This window comes from Streptomyces sp. NPDC104831, from assembly GCF_055583025.1.
This window is the reverse complement of record NZ_JBVJOT010000103.1, coordinates 1-16651: the sequence shown is the minus strand read 5'-3', so window position 1 is coordinate 16651 and position 16651 is coordinate 1. Positions and strand designations below refer to the sequence as shown.

The 16651-nt window shown below is 72.9% G+C and carries 14 protein-coding genes and 1 pseudogene; 4 read left to right on the top strand and 11 right to left on the bottom strand.

Translation table 11 applies throughout. The features are described 5' to 3' along the window. Positions 1-355 precede the first annotated feature (355 nt). Positions 356-1717 (top strand): cytochrome P450, encoded by a 1362-nt coding sequence (locus ACZ63H_RS37160; RefSeq protein ID WP_469872825.1) that lies wholly within the window; start codon positions 356-358, stop codon positions 1715-1717. A gap of 177 nt (positions 1718-1894) precedes the next feature. Then, positions 1895-2878, top strand: a complete 984-nt coding sequence (locus tag ACZ63H_RS37155) for a phosphotransferase family protein (protein WP_469872823.1) — start codon at positions 1895-1897, stop codon at positions 2876-2878. Positions 2879-2941: 63 nt separating this feature from the next. On the opposite strand, the gene ACZ63H_RS37150 is transcribed toward ACZ63H_RS37155, so the two are convergent. Further along, a complete protein-coding gene (locus tag ACZ63H_RS37150) occupies positions 2942-3844 on the bottom strand; it encodes a LysR family transcriptional regulator (RefSeq protein ID WP_469872821.1) in 903 nt (300 codons plus the stop codon). Positions 3845-4082: 238 nt separating this feature from the next. Then, positions 4083-4760 carry a type 1 glutamine amidotransferase domain-containing protein gene (locus ACZ63H_RS37145; protein ID WP_469872819.1) on the bottom strand — a complete coding sequence of 226 codons (678 nt, stop codon included), beginning with the start codon at positions 4758-4760 and terminating at the stop codon, positions 4083-4085. A 255-nt stretch (positions 4761-5015) separates the two neighbouring features. On the opposite strand from ACZ63H_RS37145, the gene ACZ63H_RS37140 reads away from it, so the two are divergent. Both ACZ63H_RS37140 and ACZ63H_RS37135 read left to right on the top strand, forming a co-directional pair. After that, the gene (locus ACZ63H_RS37140; RefSeq protein ID WP_469872818.1) at positions 5016-5750 is read left to right on the top strand and encodes a type 1 glutamine amidotransferase domain-containing protein; all 735 of its coding nucleotides are present in this window, start codon (positions 5016-5018) and stop codon (positions 5748-5750) included. A 144-nt stretch (positions 5751-5894) separates the two neighbouring features. Beyond that, on the top strand, positions 5895-6182 hold the full coding sequence (locus ACZ63H_RS37135; RefSeq protein WP_469872816.1) for a putative quinol monooxygenase: 288 nt from the start codon (positions 5895-5897) through the stop codon (positions 6180-6182). A gap of 71 nt (positions 6183-6253) precedes the next feature. On the opposite strand, the gene ACZ63H_RS37130 is transcribed toward ACZ63H_RS37135, so the two are convergent. The 9 genes and pseudogenes from ACZ63H_RS37130 to ACZ63H_RS37090 all read right to left on the bottom strand — a co-directional run bounded on the left by ACZ63H_RS37130 (position 6254) and on the right by ACZ63H_RS37090 (position 16013). Continuing rightward, positions 6254-6940, bottom strand: a complete 687-nt coding sequence (locus ACZ63H_RS37130; protein ID WP_469872814.1) for a type 1 glutamine amidotransferase domain-containing protein — start codon at positions 6938-6940, stop codon at positions 6254-6256. After that, a complete protein-coding gene (locus ACZ63H_RS37125; protein WP_469872812.1) occupies positions 6937-7887 on the bottom strand; it encodes a glucose-6-phosphate dehydrogenase assembly protein OpcA in 951 nt (316 codons plus the stop codon). The genes ACZ63H_RS37130 and ACZ63H_RS37125 overlap by 4 nt, the downstream gene beginning before the upstream one ends. After that, positions 7884-9392 carry a glucose-6-phosphate dehydrogenase gene (gene zwf, locus ACZ63H_RS37120; RefSeq protein ID WP_469872810.1) on the bottom strand — a complete coding sequence of 503 codons (1509 nt, stop codon included), beginning with the start codon at positions 9390-9392 and terminating at the stop codon, positions 7884-7886. Before zwf ends, ACZ63H_RS37125 begins: the two co-directional genes overlap by 4 nt. Before the next feature lie 25 nt (positions 9393-9417). Continuing rightward, positions 9418-9708, bottom strand: a complete 291-nt coding sequence (locus tag ACZ63H_RS37115; RefSeq protein ID WP_469872808.1) for a hypothetical protein — start codon at positions 9706-9708, stop codon at positions 9418-9420. Between the two features lie 296 nt (positions 9709-10004). Then, positions 10005-11216 carry an MFS transporter gene (locus tag ACZ63H_RS37110; RefSeq protein ID WP_469872806.1) on the bottom strand — a complete coding sequence of 404 codons (1212 nt, stop codon included), beginning with the start codon at positions 11214-11216 and terminating at the stop codon, positions 10005-10007. Positions 11217-11416: 200 nt separating this feature from the next. Then, on the bottom strand, positions 11417-12157 hold the full coding sequence (locus ACZ63H_RS37105; protein ID WP_469872804.1) for an HAD family hydrolase: 741 nt from the start codon (positions 12155-12157) through the stop codon (positions 11417-11419). Next, a complete protein-coding gene (locus ACZ63H_RS37100; protein WP_469872802.1) occupies positions 12157-12711 on the bottom strand; it encodes a DJ-1/PfpI family protein in 555 nt (184 codons plus the stop codon). Before ACZ63H_RS37100 ends, ACZ63H_RS37105 begins: the two co-directional genes overlap by 1 nt. A 73-nt stretch (positions 12712-12784) precedes the next feature. Further along, positions 12785-13573, bottom strand: a complete 789-nt coding sequence (locus ACZ63H_RS37095) for a cupin domain-containing protein (protein ID WP_469872800.1) — start codon at positions 13571-13573, stop codon at positions 12785-12787. Positions 13574-14151: 578 nt separating this feature from the next. Next, positions 14152-16013, bottom strand: a pseudogene (locus tag ACZ63H_RS37090) (ABC transporter ATP-binding protein). Positions 16014-16651 lie beyond the last annotated feature (638 nt).

The following is a 16651-nucleotide window of genomic DNA, read 5'->3' as shown; positions in this document are numbered from 1 at the left end:
CCCTCGCTCCCCTCCATCCTCCACTCCCCCTCCCATCTGCCCCCGCTCCCCCCCCCCCCCCCCCCCCCCCCCCGGCCCCCCCCCCCCCCCCCCCCCCCCCCCCCGGCGGGTGCCGGTGGCCCACCGGGTGGGCCCCGGCCCCTCCGGGGGCGGACGACGATCGGTGGCGCCGGCCGTGCCGAGGCCCCAGGCGGTACGGACCCGGGCCCTGCCCAACTCGGTCCGGCAGGAGCCGGGCAGGGCTACCTCGGCGGACGAACGGGCAGAACCCTATGGGCTCGGGCGCGCCCGTCACCCCTGCCCGGCACCACCCCCGCCGGCCGAGCCGCCGGCCCGTCCGCCCGAAGGGACGACGATGAGCACCTCCGTCACCCACTCCTCCCCGCCGGTCGCCCCCGGCCGGATGCCCGTGATCGGTCACGCCCTCGCCCTGCTGCGCCGCCCCCTGGAATTCCTCGACACCCTGACCGCGTACGACGGCCTGGTAGCCGTCCACCTGGGCCCGAGGCCCACCTACGTCCTGGCCGCCCCGGAACTGGTCAACCGCGTCCTGGTCACCGACGCGGCCCGGTACGCCAAGGGCCGCTCCTTCGAGAAACTGCACGACTACCTCGGCCGGGGTCTGGCCACGTCCGAAGGCTCCTTCCACCTCCGCCAGCGGCGATTGATGCAGCCGGCCTTCCACGGTCGCCAGATCGCCCGCTACGCCCGCACCATGGCGCGGATCGCCGCCGAGCGGGCCTCTTCCTGGCGACCGGGCCAAGTCCTCGACGTCACGCGCGAGATGCACGACCTCTCCCTGTCCGTGGTGACCGCGACGCTGTTCTCCACCGCGCTGGACGACGAGCTGAGCGCCGACATCCACCACGCCATGCCCCTCGTGCTGCGCGGCATGTACACCCGCGTGCTGGACCCCACCGACCTGTGGCACCGGCTCCCCACCCCGGGCAACCGGCGTCTCGCGGACGCGCACCGGCGCCTGCGCCGCGCCATCGACCACCTCATCCGCACCCGGCGCGAGGCCCCCCGGACGGAGGACCCGGACCTGCTGTCGATGCTCCTGGCGGCCCAGGACGACGACGGCGGCGAGGCCATGACCGACCGGCAGGTCCACGACGAGCTCATGACGCTGCTGGTCGCCGGCACCGAAACCGCCGCCGGGGGCCTCGCCTGGCTCTTCCACGAACTCGGGCGGAACCCGGACGTCGACCGCGAGCTGCACGCGGAACTCCGGCACCTGGCCGCGGGCTGCCCGGCGCCCGAGGAGCTGACCCGGCTCCCGTACACCCGCCGCGTGCTCGACGAGGCCCTGCGCATGCGCAATCCCGGAGGGATGACCATCCGGCGGGCCGTCACCGACGTCGAACTGGGCGGCCACCACTTCCCCGCCGGCACCGAGTTCATCTTCAGCGCCCTGGTCCTGCACCGCAACCCACGCCTGTTCCCCGATCCCACCCGCTTCGACCCGGACCGCTGGCTGCCCGGTCGGCCACCCGTCCCGCGCGGAGCCTTCGTCCCGTTCGGCGCGGGCGGCCACCGGTGCATCGGGGACTCCTACGCGCGCATGGAGATGACGGCGGTGACCGCGGCCGTGGTCAGCCGATGGCGCCTGGAACCCGAGCCTGGAACACGGGTACGGGGTGTCATGACCTCCACCAACAACCCCACCGGCCTCCTGATGCGGGTCCGCCCCCGACGGGAACCCGGGCCGGCCTGACGCGCCCGGCCGCACGCCGCCAGGGCCCGCCGAGGCCCCGGAGCCCGCGCGCGACGACCGCCCACCGGACTCCGTTCCGGCGACGCATCGCGAACGCCGCGCCCCGGCAGCCGCAAGCCACTCTCGGCGCATCCGGTTCACGGGACGCGTGCGCCGGGAGGCGGATAGCCTGCCTCCATGCGTTCGGGGGAGAGAGCCGAGGACGCCAGGGCGGATCCCGTCAGCCGGGATCGGGGTGCCACGCGGTCCTGGGTGGAGACGGAGCTCCGCGAGGCGGAGCGTATCGAGAGGGTTGTGCGGCTGCGCGGCGGCTGGACGTCGGAGATGCACCGTCTGGACCTCCGCGGTCCGCAGGGCCGGCGCTCACTCGTCCTGCGGTCCTTCGTCAAGCCCTTCTTCGTCCGGCACGCGGAGGGCCTGCTGACCCGCGAGGCGACCGTCCTGCGCCTGCTCGGTGACACGGACGTGCCCGCGGCCACGCTCACGGCGGTGGACGCGACGGCGCGGTACTGCGACCATCCCTCCTTGCTGATGTCCCTGCTGCCGGGGACGGTGCGCCTGGGCGATCAGGACGCCGATGACCGGGCCGAACTGCTGGCGCGACAGCTGGTGCGGATCCATCGGCTGCCGGTGACCGTGCCACAACGGCCCCGCGTCTACGAGCCATGGACCTCTCCCGAACGTGTGACCGTGCCCGCGACCACCGGGCGGCCGGGACTCTGGCAGCGGGCTGTCGACGTCATCCGCGGTGAACCCCCCGCCTACCAGGGGCGCTTCCTGCACCGGGACTTCCATCCCGGCAACGTCCTGTTCACAGGAACCGGCGCTGACCTCCGGATCAGCGGGGTCGTCGACTGGGTGGAGACCTCCTGGGGGCCGGCCGACTTGGACGTGGCCCATTGCTCGACGGCCCTCGCCCTGCTGCACGGGGTCCCCGCGGGCATGCGGTTCGCCGACCGCTATGCCGCCGCCGGAGGGAACCTGGCCGAGAAGGGCACCGGCCATCTCTACTGGCGGCTGCTGGACGCGCTGGGCTTCGCCCCGGACGCGGAGAAGGTCGCTGTTCCCTGGCGCGAACTCGGCCGCGTCGATCTCACGGCCAGTGTTCTGGCCCAGAGGCTGGAAGAATACATGGATGCCCTTCTCAGCCGCTACGCCTGATCTGCCGTGGCCGGCCGCCTGTGGCGCCGGCGCCTGGAGAGCGCCGGCGCAGGGAAGACCCGCTCAGGACCACAGGCGGCCCTTCAGCAGCAGGTGGCCGTGCAGGACGGTGAGGTCGGGCTGGGCCGGTTCGCCCTGGCGCAGCGCCAGATAGAAGGTGTTGATGGGCGGCACGTCGGGTTCGAGGAGGGGGACGACCTCCCCGTCGGCGATCTCCTCGGCGCACAGGTAGGTCGGCAGCACCGAGATGCCCGCCGACGACTTCACCGCGGCCAGCGCCCCGCGCAGGTCGGGCACGACGACGGCGGGGGTCAGGGCCGGGGTGGAGTCGAAGACGGTCCGCCAGTAGCGGCGGATGATCGGCAGGGACTCGGCGTAGGAGATCCACGGAATGCCGTCCAGCGCGGCGGGGCCCTCGGCTTCCAGCTTCTCGCGCGGGATCCGCGCGGCCAGTTCGGCGGAGGCCAGCAGGACGAACTCCTCGTCGAACAGCGGCGTGGCGGAAAGTCCGCGGGCCCTCGGGCGGACCGTCGACAGGACGAGGTCCAGCTCCCCGTCGTAGAGCTGGGCCAGAAGATCGTCGGCCAGGCCGAACACGAACCGGAACTGGATGCCCTCGGGGATCAGGTCGCTGACCGCGGGGATGACCCGGGTCGTCATCAGCTCCACGGGCCCGCCGACGTAGAGGGGCCGGCGCGGTGCCTCCTTGCCGAAGGAGGACTCCACGGTGTGGCTGAGCGCGTCGACCGGGCCCTGGACCTGCCTCAGGAGGCCGTCGGCCGCCGCGGTGGGCTGGGCGCCGTGCGGGAGCCGCTCGAAGAGCGGACGGCCCACCTCCCGTTCCAGATTGCGGATCTGGTGTGTGACCGCCGGCTGCGACATGCCCAGCTTCTGCGCCGCCTTGGTGAAGGAACCGAGGCGGTACACGGTCACGAACGTGCGCAGCCAGTTCAGTTGTACGGTCAAGCCATCCCCCGGTGGTTCCGCAGGCCATGCCTGCGCGGTCGTGCAGACAACCCCGGATCACAGTGACCCACAGTGCCGACGGGGTCACGCAATCGGGGCAGGTGTGGCCGACATCACTTCGCGCGTGCCGGTGAGCCCGGCCGTGTGGTGCCCCAGGGCCGGGCGGGCGGAGCGGGGACGGGGGCGCCCGGGGGATTCGGCGCCGGTCCTCGCTCGGCCTGCCCGGCCGGCACCGGGGTCAGGCCGAGGCGAGTTCCTCGACGACCAGCTCGGCGACGCGGGCCGCCGAGGCCGGGTTCTGACCCGTCACGAGGCGGGAGTCGGCCACCGCGTGCGCGGCGAAGTTCGGGGCCTTGGTGATCTTCGCGCCGCGCTCGGCCAGCTTGGACTCCAGCAGGAACGGCACCACCTCGGTGAGCCCCACCGCTGCCTCCTCCTCGTTGGTGAAGGAGGAGACCCGCTTGCCGTCGACCAGGTAGCTGCCGTCGCTGAGCTTGATGTTGACCAGGCCGGCCGGGCCGTGGCACACGGCGGCGACGACACCGCCGCGCTCGTAGATGCCGGCGGCCAGCTCGGCGAGCTCCTTGGACTCCGGGAAGTCCCACATCGTGCCGTGCCCGCCCGCGAAGTAGATGACGTCGTAGTCCTCGGCCCGCACGTCGTGCGGGGCCGGGGTGGCCGCCAGCGCCTGCCGGCTGTCCTCGTCGGCGAGGAAGGACGCCACGACGGCGTCGTCCGGGTTGACACCGTCCTGCGGAGCGGCGCCGCCCCGGACGGACACGTACGCGATCTCGTACCCGGCCCTGCGGAACACCTCGGCGGGGTGGGCCACCTCGGGGACGTAGAAGCCGGTCTTGCGGCCGGTGTCGCCCAGCGTGTCGTGGCTCGTCAGGGCGAAGAGGACCTTCTTGGACATGAGGGCTCTCCAGGAGTGTGGAAATGAGGCGTCATGGAATACGGACGACCCGTGCCGTCCTCGACGCCATCGAATCTAGGCTGCCGGACCAGGCGCTTCAAATATGGGATCGCATCGCCCCTATACGGCTCTTTATGGCATGACGGATACCATTCCCCGGCCTTCAAGGGGCCGTAAATCTGAAGTATGGTGCTCATCTGCGCCCGGCCTCCGGTGGCCTGCCACCTGGGCCGTGAAGTACTGGAAAGTGAGGCCATGATGCCCACCGCCGTCCGCACGGGACTCATTGTCCTGAGCAGTGTCGAGCGGCTGCCCAACGGCCGGCCCGCGGGATTCTGGCTCCCCGAGGCCGCGTACCCCTGGCTGGCGCTCACGGCCGCCGGCTGGGACGTCGAATTCGTCAGCGCGGCCGGCGGGCGGCCCCCGATGGGCGGCGTCGACCGCTCGGACCCGCCGCAGCGCATGTTCCTGGAGGACGGCACCGTCCGGGCCCGGCTGGCGGACACCGCCACGGTCGACGGCCTGCAACCGGACGCGTTCGGCGCCGTCTTCGTCGCCGGGGGGCACGGCTCGATCCTGGACCTGCCCGAGCACGAGGGCCTGATCCGCTTCCTGTCCGCGTACTGCGCCGGGGACGGCGTGCTGGCCGCCGTCTGCCACGGTGTCGGCGCGCTGCTGAACGTGCGGCTGCCGAACGGCCGTCATCTGGTGGACGGGCGCCGCCTGACCGCCTTCTCCCAGCAGGAGGAGCGGGCCGTCGGCCTGGCCGAGGTGATGCCGTACTTCCTTGACGAGGCCCTGGTGAAACGGGGCGCCCGGTACGAGGCGGGTGAGCCGTTCACCAGCCATGTGGTGGCCGACGGCTCATTGGTCACCGGCCAGAATCCCGCCTCGGCGGCGGAACTCGCCGCGACGGCCATGCGGATCGCCGCGGGCGTCCCCCTGCCCGGCGGCTGGGCGCGGAAGACACCCCGGGCCGCGCGCGCCTGACCGGGTCGCCGCGGACGCCGGCGCATTCGGGCCAGCGATTATCGGAGTAATGCAATTCCCTATGTGTCATCGCTGATCCGGTCGGCTCTATGATCGCAGTCCCGTCGGCCGCCGGGCCGACCGGAATTCAAAGGGAGCGGATCGATGCCGATTTACGTCGTCGCCAAGTGGGTTGCCCGCGCCGGCCGCGAGGAGGAAATCGCGGAACTCCTCCCCGCCGTGTCCGAGGCGAGTCGCGCCGAGCCCGGCTGCCTGTCGTACCAGCCGGTGCGGTCACTGGACGATCCGCGGGCTTTCGTCCTTTTCGAGAGCTATTTTGACGAAAGCGCGCTGGAGCGCCACAAGAACAGCGACCACTACCGGCGGCTGGTGACGGAGGGGGCCGTTCCGCTGCTCGCCGAGCGCGAGGTGGCCCTCTACCGCGAGGTGTGACGTCACCGCGCGGGCGGAACGCCGGGAGCCGGCACCGGGAACGGCACCGGCTCCGTGGCGTTCCGCCGCGGTCAGGCCGCGAGCAGCTCCGCGACACGGTGGCCCAGCGGTGCCGCGGACGCGGGGTTCTGGCCGGTGACCAGGCGGTCGCCGACCACCACGTGCGGCTGCCGGCCGGGGGCGCAGGAGTACACCGCGCCGTTGGCCTCCAGCGCGTCCTGGAGGAGGAAGGGCACCACGGTGTCCAGCCCACGGGCCGCCTCGCCCTCGTTGGAGAAGGCGGTGACGGCCTGGCCGGCCAGCAGGTACTCCCCTGTGGAGAGCCGTACGTCGACCAGCGCTGCCGGGCCGTGGCAGATCGCCGCGACGACGCCTCCGTTCTCATGGACGGTACGAACGAGCGTGTGCAGGGCGTCGTTGCCCCGGAAGTCCCACATGGTGCCGTGGCCGCCGACGAAGTAGATCCCGCGGTAGTCGCGCGGATCCACTCCTTCGGGGCGCGGGCAGTGGTCGAGGAGCGCTCCGCCTTCGGGGTGCGAGAGGAAGCCCCGCTGCGTTTCGTCGTCGGGATCGTGCCCGATCATGGGCGGTCGGCCGCCCGCGACGGAGACGAAGTCCACCGCATGACCGGCAGCACGCAGAATCCGCCACGGTTCGACGGTTTCCCCCAGGTGGAAACCCGTTGGACGGCCGGTCGCACCGAGGCTTCCCCGGCTGGTGAGGACGAAGAGGACGCGCTGCCCGGCGGGCGTGGTCATATCGGCTCCAGAGTCATCGTGTCGGTGGTCGTCGTGTCGGCGGTCGTCGTGCCGGTGGTCTTCGTGCCGCTGGAAGGGAGAAGGACGGACGCATAGGCGGGGTCGGGGCCGAAGTGGCCCGCCGCCTCCCGCAGTACGGCCGCGTCCGTGATGCGCGGGCGCGCCAGCCGGTAGGTGCCGTGGGTCCCGGCGGCCCACACGGCATGCTCGTCCGTCAGGTGCAGCGACACGGGCCGGGGCCCCGCCAGGCGCACCCCGGTGATGCCCCGCCCGCCCGGCACGGGCTCCGGCGCGGTGGGTATCCGGGCCCGCCCGGACAGCCAGCGCGCCAGCAGCAGGGCCGAGGCGTCCTGCCGTGCGCCGTGCAGCACGCTCGCCGCGGTCCAGGGCCCGGGCCGGTCCCGCAGCAGCGCCAGCAGCGTGGCACGCCACCATCCGGTGCGGATCCACGCCAGGTCGACGTCGCCGGGGACGTGGTGACCGGCCCCGCGGGTGAGGGCGGCCACCGGGTGCGGGTCCGTCGCCGTGTCCACCAGCCGCAGGTCCGCCGCCCGGCCGAGCGGCGTGCGGGCCGGCGCCCGGGGCGCGTCGTACGGCCACCACACCACCACGGGCGTGTCGGCCGGGAGCAGCGGCAGGACCGCCGACTCGGGGTGCCGGGACAGTTCTCCACGCAGCCGCAGCACGATCGTCTCCACGACCCCACAGCGCACTTCCGCGTCCAGCCCCGGCTCGGCGCGCCCGGCGGACACGGCGAGGACCACCCTGCACGGTGTCCCCGCGAATGCCTCCCGGGCCACCGTCAGGGCACGGTCGGCGCGCGCCTGGTCGGTGACGACGACGAGCGTGAGCACCAGGCCCGCGGCCGGGGCGCCGAGGGCGCGGCGGCCCCGCACCAGGGCCTGGTGGATCTCCGCGGCGGTGGTGTCCTTCAGGTCGGTCCTCATGGCCTGCGCCAGCTCCGTCCGTCTCGTGCCAGCATCTCGTCCGCCTGCTCGGGCCCCCATGTGCCGGCCCGGTACGGTGCCGGCCTGCCGTGGGTGGCCCAGTGCTCCTCGATCGGGTCGAGGATCCTCCAGGACAGCTCGACCTCCTCCGTGCGCGGGAAGAGGTCGGCGTCGCCGAGCAGCACGTCCAGGAGGAGCCGCTCGTACGCCTCCGGGCTGGACTGCGTGAAGGACTCGCCGTAGGCGAAGTCCATGGACACGTCCCGGACCTCCATCGAGGTGCCCGGCACCTTCGACCCGAACCGCACGGTCATCCCCTCGTCGGGCTGGACGCGGATCACGACCGTGTTCCGCCCCGGCTCCCGGTCGAACGGCGCGTGCGGGGGGCGCTGGAGGACGACCGCGATCTCGGTGACGCGGCGGCCGAGGCGCTTGCCGGTGCGCAGGTAGAAGGGGACGCCCGCCCAGCGGCGGTTGTCGACGCCGAGCTTGATCGCGGCGTAGGTGTCGGTGGTGGAGCCGGGGCCGACGCCCTCCTCCTCCAGGTAGCCGACGACTCTCGTGCCGCCCTGCCAGCCGGCGGTGTACTGGCCGCGCACGGTGTCACGGTCCAGGTCCCCGGGCAGCCGGACCGCGCCGAGCACCTTGGCCTTCTCGGCGGCGAGCGCGTCGGCGCCGAAGGAGGCGGGCTCCTCCATGGCGGTCAGTGCCAGCAGCTGGAGCAGGTGGTTCTGGATGACGTCGCGGGCGGCGCCGATGCCGTCGTAGTAGCCGGCCCGGCCGCCGATGCCGATGTCCTCGGCCATCGTGATCTGGACGTGGTCCACGAAGGACCGGTTCCAGATCGGCTCGAACATGGTGTTGGCGAACCGCAGCGCCAGGATGTTCTGGACGGTCTCCTTGCCGAGGTAGTGGTCGATCCGGAACACCTGCTCCGGGTCGAACACGTCGTGCACGACCGCGTTCAGCGCGCGGGCGCCGGCCAGGTCGTGGCCGAACGGCTTCTCGATCACCGCCCGCCGCCAGGAGCCCTCGGGCGCCTCGGCCAGGCCGTGCTTCTGCAACTGCCGTAGGACCACCGGGAACACCTTCGGCGGCACCGAGAGGTAGAAGGCGAAGTTGCCGCCCGTGCCCGGCAGGGACCGCATCTCCTTGCGCAGGAGGCGGAAGGCTGCGTCGTCGTCGGCGTCACCCTGGACGAAGCGCAGCCCCTCCTCGATCTGCGCCCAGACCTCGGCGCGGAACGGGGTACGGGCGTGCGCGCGCGCCGCCTCCCGGGCGAGGTGCGCGAAGTCCCGGCCCGTGTCCTCGTGGCGGGCGAACCCGATCAGTGAGAAGCCCGGCGGCAGCAGCCCCCGGTGGGCGAGGTCGTAGACGGCGGGGATGATTTTCTTCCTGGACAGATCGCCCGTGATTCCGAAGACGACCAGGCCCGACGGCCCCGCGATGCGCGGGAGCCGCCGGTCGTGGCCCTGGGCCGGGATCCGGGCGGCCGGTGATGACACTGTTCTCAGCCTCCGTCGGACGGCGTCAGCCGGAGAGCCGGACGCGCGTGATGTGGGGGTCCTGCCGGGTGGAGCGGGCGGCGCTGGTGGCGACGGCCCGGCCACCCCGGACGGTGACGGCCGTGGGGCCGCAGGGCCCGTCCGCCGCCGTGCGCACGGCCGTCGTACGGCCGCGGGGACCGGCCCGCGGCAGTGTGCCGCCCTTGGTGCCGGTGACCGGGACGGTGTCCCCGCGCCCGCTGAAGGCGAAGTCGTCCGCGGCCCCCGACCCGGTGGCGGCGGTCTGCGGGATGCCCGGGGCGCCGTTCCCCCGCACGGGGACCCGCGGCGGGGAGCCGGTGTCCGGGCCGGTCGACCGGACGGTCCCGCGGTGCACCTTCACGCGCGGCCGGCGGCCGGCCGGCGGACGGGTCCGGGTGGGCGAGCGTGTGCACCGCGTGGGTGCCGTGCGTGCCGTCGTGAGCCACCGCGGGGTCGGCGGCGGAGGCGGCGGCCGGGGCGACGAGGGGCGGGCGGAGCCGACGGGCGGGCCGCATGGCAGGCCTCCGGAAGGAGCGGGGTGGAAGAAGGGAAAGGGGCGCGCTCATGCGGCGGGCGGCCGCCGCCCCGCGCTCACCCGGTCGGCGTCAGCCTGGCGGTGGCGGCCACCGCGCCGGCGGCGAGCAGGACGGCGGCGGACAGCACACCGAGGGTGGCGTGGTACGGGGCGCCCGCGGCCAGGACCTGGCCCAGCGAGGCTCCGACGAACAGCACCGTGGTGTTGACGGAGACGGCCGCTCCCCGGGCGTAGGGCACGATCCGGTGCAGCAGTCCGACCAGGCCCGGGACGACGAGGCCGATGCCGCCGACGAAGACGACGGTGCCCGCGATCAGCACCGCGGACGCGGCCGTGACCTGGGCCAGCAACAGGCCGCACAGGGCGGTGAGGAAGCCGGACACGGCCAGGAAGCGCGGACCGCGGCCGCCGGCGAGCCGGTTGACGACCGGGGCGACGGCCAGGCCCAGCGCGCCGATGCCCTGCACGGCGAGCAACTGGCCGCCCGTGTAGCCGAGGCGGTCGCCCAGGTGGTCGTCGAGGACCGCGTACAGGGCGACGAAGCTGCCGAACACCGTGAGCGCGGAGGCGAACACCGCGAGCGCGGCCGGCTCCCGCAGCAGGCGCCGCAGCGCGGCGAGGACACCGCGCACGCTCGCCGAGGCGTCGGGGGCCGACGGGGCGAGCAGCCGGTACAGCGCGACCGCCGCCGCCGCGTACAGCAGGGCCGGGATCCAGAAGGCGGCCCGCCACGTGCTTGCGGTACCGAGCAACTGGCCGTACGCCTGCCCGGCGAGGCCGGCGCCGAGCAGCCCCGTCGTCAGCACGGACAGCGCGAGGGGGCGGCGGGCGGCCGGGGCGTGCTCGGCGACGTAGGCGAGCGCGACCGGGGCGAAGCTGGCGGCGGCCAGACCCTGCAGGGCCCGGAAGGTGAGGAACCAGCCGAAGGACGGGCTCAGGGAGGTGGCCGCGGTGGCGACCGCGGTGGCGAGGGCGCCGAGGGCGAGCGTGGGACGGCGCCCGTACCGGTCGGACAGCGGGCCGAACAGCAGGAAGCCCGCCGCGTAGGCCAGGGAGAAGGCGCTGCCCGTCCAGGCGGCCGACTCCCCGCCGACGTGGAAGACGTCCCGCATGGTGCCGGCGACGGGAATGGCCAGGTACAGCTGTGCGGGGACGGCGACGGCCAGGAAGGTCAGCAGGCCGAGCTGGACCCTGAACGCCGTACGCGGCACCGCCGGCTCCGGGGGGTGCACGGGCGTGGGCGAAGTGATCGGATCTGCGGCGGTCATGATCGAGGACTCCGGGCTCGGACGTGACGGACGGGACGGACCGGGGGTGACGGCAACGAAGAGGCGGGGCGGGCACGGGCTGCCCCGGCGGCGGTGGTCGCCGTCCGAGGCAGTCCCGGCGTGGCCCCGAGGCGGCGTCAGGGCCCCCTGGGGTGGCCCGGGGGCCCTGGGCCGTCCCTCGGGTGGCCTGGGTCAGGCCGTTACGGGGTGAGCGAGGCGAGGTCGGCCAGGTGCAGCGGTGTCAGGGCGAGCCGCTCGGCCTCGGCGCGGTGCTCGGGGGTCTGGTAGCCCCACTGCGCCCACCGGACGCGGGCGCCGGTGCCGGCCACCCGTGCCGCGTTGGTGAGGTTGTCGTCGACGAACGTCACCCGCTCCAGCGGCACGCCCCAGCGGGCGCCCACCTCGCGGACGGTCTCGTCCTTGCGGGCGCACTCGCCGAACACCTCGGCCACCGTCCCGTCCAGCCCGTGGCGGGCCAGGATGGCGTGCACGGAGCCGGCGTCCTTCGCGGTGACGACGACGACCGATCCGCTGTAGCGCCGCAACAGGTCGGCGATCCCCGGGTACAGCGTGTGCAGGTCCAGCCAGAACTCCGGCTCCCGCGTGCGCAGCCGTTCCCGCGCGCGGGTGGCGGTGTCGGTGAACTGCCGTACGTGGTCCGGCGGCAGGGCGTCGAAGAGCCGGTCGAAGTCGGCCTGCGCGGCGATGCCGGCGGACTCCGGCAGATGCGCGACCACGAAGTGGTCGAGCAGCCGCGCGTAGTCGCGTACCGTGCGGAATCGCGCGATGAACTCCTCCGGCACGGCCTTCAGTTGCTCCGGACCGGTCAGCGACGGGTCGGGCGGGTGCATGCCCAGCCACGTCACCAGCGCGCACTCCTCCAGGGCGTCGCAGACGACCCCGTCGAAGTCGAGGGCGAGCAGTTCGCCGGGAGCGGTCATCACGCGGCCTGCTTCCCGGCGGCGATCTTGTCCGTGGTCTCGAACACCGCGCGCATGAAGGCGCCCATGTAACCGTAGTAGGAGCAGGTGATGATGTTGCCGTCGACGATCACGTCGCTGTCGACGACATCGGCGCCGGCGTTGATGACGTCGTCGCGCAGCCCGATGTAGGCGCAGGCCCTGCGGCCCTTGAGGACGCCGGCGCTGACCATGATCCAGGGACCGTGGCACAGGCCCGCGACGACCTTGCCGGCCTTGTCCATGCCGGCCACGAAGTCGAGGACGAGCCGGTCCTGGCGGACGCGGTCCGGCGCCTCGTGGCCGCCGGTGAGGATCACGACGTCGTACTCGTCGACGGCGAGGTCCTCGAACGCGATGAGCGGACGGGCGGTCTTGTCCATGGGCAGCGGAATTCCGTACTTGCCGGTCACGGCGTCCGCGTTCTTCGTCGCCACGTCGACGTGCCAGCCCTCCTCCAGGAGGCGGTAGTAGGTGAAGACGACGTCGTGGTCCTGGAAGCCGGGTCCGGTGATGATGACAGCGTTGCGCGACATTTCTTTCTTCCTTTTCCTTCGGTGCCGCTCTTTCGATACGGCCGCTGGAACGGCCGAATTCTCCTGCTGTTTGTCAGACGTTCCCGCTGATGCAGAGGTACTGCTTGTCGGTCTGCGGACGGCGGGTGTCCTCGGGGTGCCCGGTGAGGATTTCCACGTCGCGGTTCACGGCGCCCGCGATGTGCAGCGGAATGTAGAAGAGGTCCCGGTCGCTGGGGCGGTAGAAGATGTCCATCCCGGTGCGCAGGTCGAACCGGAAGCGGCCGTCGGGCGTCCGGGCCCGCATCTTCGTGTTCGGATAGGCGGGGACGCTGCGCATGGGGTGGCGGGGCTCCTCCACGGAGGCGGTCTCGTAGCCCTTGCCGGTGCGGTCGTACTCGTCCTGGAGGCGGATCAGGTCGAACTTGTTGCGGGGCACCTCGACCTCGATGAGCTCCAGCGGATCGTCACCGGTGTTGCGGGTGCCGTGGAAGGCGCCGGGCGCGATGCGCAGGATGGTGCCCGCCCGCACCGGCACGTCCGCGCGGTCCACGCCGGTCGTCACGCCCTGGCCGCCCAGGCAGAGCAGGTAGGTCAGCTTGCGGGGGTGCACGTGCACCGAGGTGCCGGCCCCGCCGACGATGTGCAGCGCCCACAGGTCGAAGAAGTCGTCGACATAGGCGCGGTACTCGTACCCCCAGGGCTTGGGAATGACGTCGTTCAGGTGAGCGTCCTCGTCGAACTGCTCGTTGTGCGCGCGCGCTCCGTTCCGCAGCAGCCGCTGGAGCTTCAGAATGTCCGCGCGTCCCGCGTCGAGGCGAACGGGCAGATAACTCGGATGGGTGGCCGCGGTCGGTGACGCAACCTCTTGGACGACAGTCACTTTTCCCCCTCATGGACTGAAGTCGTCTTGCGGGCCGGGGCCCGGTGTCGGGAACAAACCTAATCAGCCATATCGCCGGTCGCTCAAATAAGAAGTTCTTGGCCGGGTATAAAGAGCTCTGGCGGAATATGGAGTTCCCGACTCCAAGTCGCCGTTGTGTTGCGGGATTGTCCGCCTCCGGTTTTCCGGACGGTCCGCGTTCCATTCGGCCCGCAGCGCCCTCGGGCGGGGCGGGAGGAGTGGCGGACGCTGTGGAAACGGCCGGCCTCCTCGCGGCCGGAGGGGCCGCCGCCAAGGGGGCGCACCGCATCGATCGTGTAACGGCGCTCGCGCTCGCCGGTGAAGCCGCGCTGCGGACGGGTGCGCGCACGGTGCGCCATGGTGCGTAGGCCCGACTCGGACAGAGTGCGTACGACCGGCTCGTACGCCACCGCCCGCGGCCCGAACACGGTGACTCGAATCGGGCGTTGTGCCCCCCGGGCAGCCCGCCCGGCGGGCGGGCTGCCCGACTCATGCGAGAGGGCTCTGGCGCTCGTCCCCGACGTGACGGTCCGGCCGACGGCTGCGAGCGGGGCGGCTCATGCGCGTTCTCCCGTCGTCTCGCCGTCCGGCTCGGAGGTGACCTGGTAGGACAGCAACTGCCGGAACAGGCCCGGCTGCCGGGCGAGCTGGGCGTAGGTGCCTTCTTGCACGATCCTGCCCTCGTCCAGGACGACGATCCTGTCGGCGACGGCGACATTGGTGATGCGGTGGGTCACCAGCAGCACGACGCGGTCGCGGGCCAGATTCCTCAGCCGCTGGAAGATCCGGTACTCGGCGCGGGGATCGAGGTTCGCCGTCGGCTCGTCCAGCACCAGCAGCCCGGCCGGCCGGAAGAACGCCCGGGCGAGAGCGATGCGCTGCCACTGGCCGCCGCTCAACTCCTCCCCGCCCAGCCACTCGCGGGCCAGGAGGGTGTCCAGCCCGGCGCGGAGCCGGTCGACGACCTCGTCGGCGCCGGCGGCCTCGCACGCCTCACGCACCGCGGCGTCGCCGCGGTGCGTGGGCTGCCCCTGGGTCACGTTCTCCCGCACGGTCAGCGGCCAGCGCGCGTACTCCTGTGGCACCAGGGCGACCTGCTGCCACAGGGCTTGGGGGTCGATGTCACCGGTGGGCACGCCGTCCCACAGCACCTCGCCCCGGGTGGGCAGGTACAGGCCGCCGACCAGTTTCGACAGCGTCGACTTCCCCGAGCCGTTGAACCCGACCAGGGCCGTGACCTCGCCGCGCCGCAGCGTCAGCGACACCCCGGACACCGCGTCACGGTCCTCGCCCGCGTAGCGGTGGGTCACCGACTTGATCTCGATCCTCTCCGGCGGGCCGGGACGGTGCGATCCGCGGCGCAGGCGGAAGCCCCCGGCCTGGTCGAGGAAGCCGCTCCAGTCGTCCATGTACAGGCCGGTGCGCACGGCGCGCGCCCCGACGGCGACCAGGCCGCGAACTGCCTGCCCGGACGTCTGCAGGGCGAAGACGGCGGTGCCGGCGTGCCCGACACTGATCCTGCCGGCGGCCAGCAGCCACACCACCGCCGCCCACACCACTGCCGAGCCGAGCCCTCCGCACAGCGCCCCGAGCAGGGACATGCGAGCACCCTGGTCGGCCGCGGCCCGGTCCTCGCGGTTGATCCGGGCGACCGTCTGCCGGTACCGGCCGGACAGGAAGCCGGCCATGGTGCCTGCACGGATCTGGTCGGCGGCCTCCCTGGTGTAGATGTGCCAGCGCAGTACCGACAGCATCCGCTGGTCGCCGTGACTGCGCAGGTTCGCCAGGTAGCGCACCCGGGCGGCACCGACCTGTGCGAGGGCCTGGGGCAGGCTGGCGCGACCAGCAGCGGCAGCAGGATCCAGTGCACGCCGGCCAGCACGAACGCCCCGGCGAGGAAGGCGGCACCCGAGGCGATCAGGTCCTGGCCCTCGTCGATGAGGTCGCCGGTGACCTGCGCTCCGCGGTCGGCGGCCTCGCGGGCGCGGTTGAAGTCGGGCTCGTCGTAGGCGCACAACTCCGCTTCGGCGCAGCCGGCGAGGAGCATCTGCTCGGCCTCGCGGGACATCAGCGGGCCCAGGCGCGCGGACAGCCAGTTGACGGTGATCCCCAGCAGGGCGCGCACGGCGGCAGCACCGGCCAGCAGGGCGATGGGCGGCCAGGCGTCGAGGAGCCGGTCGTAGATGTCGCCGCTGGTCAAAAGCGCGGTGAGGGTGCCGCTGATGGCGACCAGCCCGAGGGCCTGCATCACGCCGGCGGCGGCCTGGCACAGCAGGAGGCCGACGGTCGCCCGGTGGTCGACCCGCCAGGCCAGCGCGAGCGAGCGGCGCACCAGCTGGGGCAGGCGCCGGGCCATGTCACGCATCCTGATGGACCGGCCGGCCGCCTCGCGGCTGCCCGTCAGGTCGACGTAGCGCAGCTGCGGGTCCGGCCCGGGTGTCCGGGCAGCGGCGCCCGGCTTGCCTGTGGGGGAGTCGTCGGGCTGCTTCCGCGCCCCGGCGGACGGTGCCGGGCCCTCGGGGGCGGGTCGCGGTCCCGGGACGCTGTCGGCCGTCGCATCGGTGGGCTCGTTCATGCCGCCCACCCCTTGCCCAGGCGTTTCGAGACCACGGCTCCGTCAACGCCGTGCCGGGTGGTGCCGGGGTGCCGTTCGATTGCGGGAGGCCGGGGCGCGGCAGCGGGCTTGGGGTGCATGGTGTCCTCCGTCTGGGCGTCGGTCTGGCACAGGTGCTCCAAAAAACGCTGCCGGCCGGGTCGCGTCACGGTCCGGCCGGAGGCATCTCGTGAACGCATGTTCCAGGGCCGGGGCGGGGCCGTGAGGGCTCCGGGCGTTCCCGACTCAAACTCGTTCGATCAGGGGTGCTCACTCCTCCGGGGGATTGCGGTCCGCACGACCTGGTGGTGCCCGTTGACCGGAAGGGCGGGGGAGCCGGCAACGGAACGGAAGACCACCGGGGCCGCACTAACTGATCATTTCAGAATGAGTTTGGCTCACAGGCTTGGCAGTTGGGCCGGTGGGCGGCAGAGTTCTGTGTGTGTCGGATGATCTTGTGCCTG

Bases quoted from the DNA above. Each gene is read 5' to 3' on its own strand.
- ACZ63H_RS37105 (WP_469872804.1), bottom strand. From the start codon at position 12,157: ATGACCGCTCCCGGCGAACTGCTCGCCCTCGACTTCGACGGGGTCGTC.
- ACZ63H_RS37125 (WP_469872812.1), bottom strand. From the start codon at position 7,887: ATGAGGACCGACCTGAAGGACACCACCGCCGCGGAGATCCACCAGGCC.
- ACZ63H_RS37140 (WP_469872818.1), top strand. From the start codon at position 5,016: ATGATGCCCACCGCCGTCCGCACGGGACTCATTGTCCTGAGCAGTGTC.
- ACZ63H_RS37145 (WP_469872819.1), bottom strand. From the start codon at position 4,760: ATGTCCAAGAAGGTCCTCTTCGCCCTGACGAGCCACGACACGCTGGGC.
- ACZ63H_RS37155 (WP_469872823.1), top strand. From the start codon at position 1,895: ATGCGTTCGGGGGAGAGAGCCGAGGACGCCAGGGCGGATCCCGTCAGC.
- ACZ63H_RS37130 (WP_469872814.1), bottom strand. From the start codon at position 6,940: ATGACCACGCCCGCCGGGCAGCGCGTCCTCTTCGTCCTCACCAGCCGG.
- ACZ63H_RS37110 (WP_469872806.1), bottom strand. From the start codon at position 11,216: ATGACCGCCGCAGATCCGATCACTTCGCCCACGCCCGTGCACCCCCCG.
- ACZ63H_RS37135 (WP_469872816.1), top strand. From the start codon at position 5,895: ATGCCGATTTACGTCGTCGCCAAGTGGGTTGCCCGCGCCGGCCGCGAG.
- ACZ63H_RS37100 (WP_469872802.1), bottom strand. From the start codon at position 12,711: ATGTCGCGCAACGCTGTCATCATCACCGGACCCGGCTTCCAGGACCAC.
- ACZ63H_RS37160 (WP_469872825.1), top strand. From the start codon at position 356: ATGAGCACCTCCGTCACCCACTCCTCCCCGCCGGTCGCCCCCGGCCGG.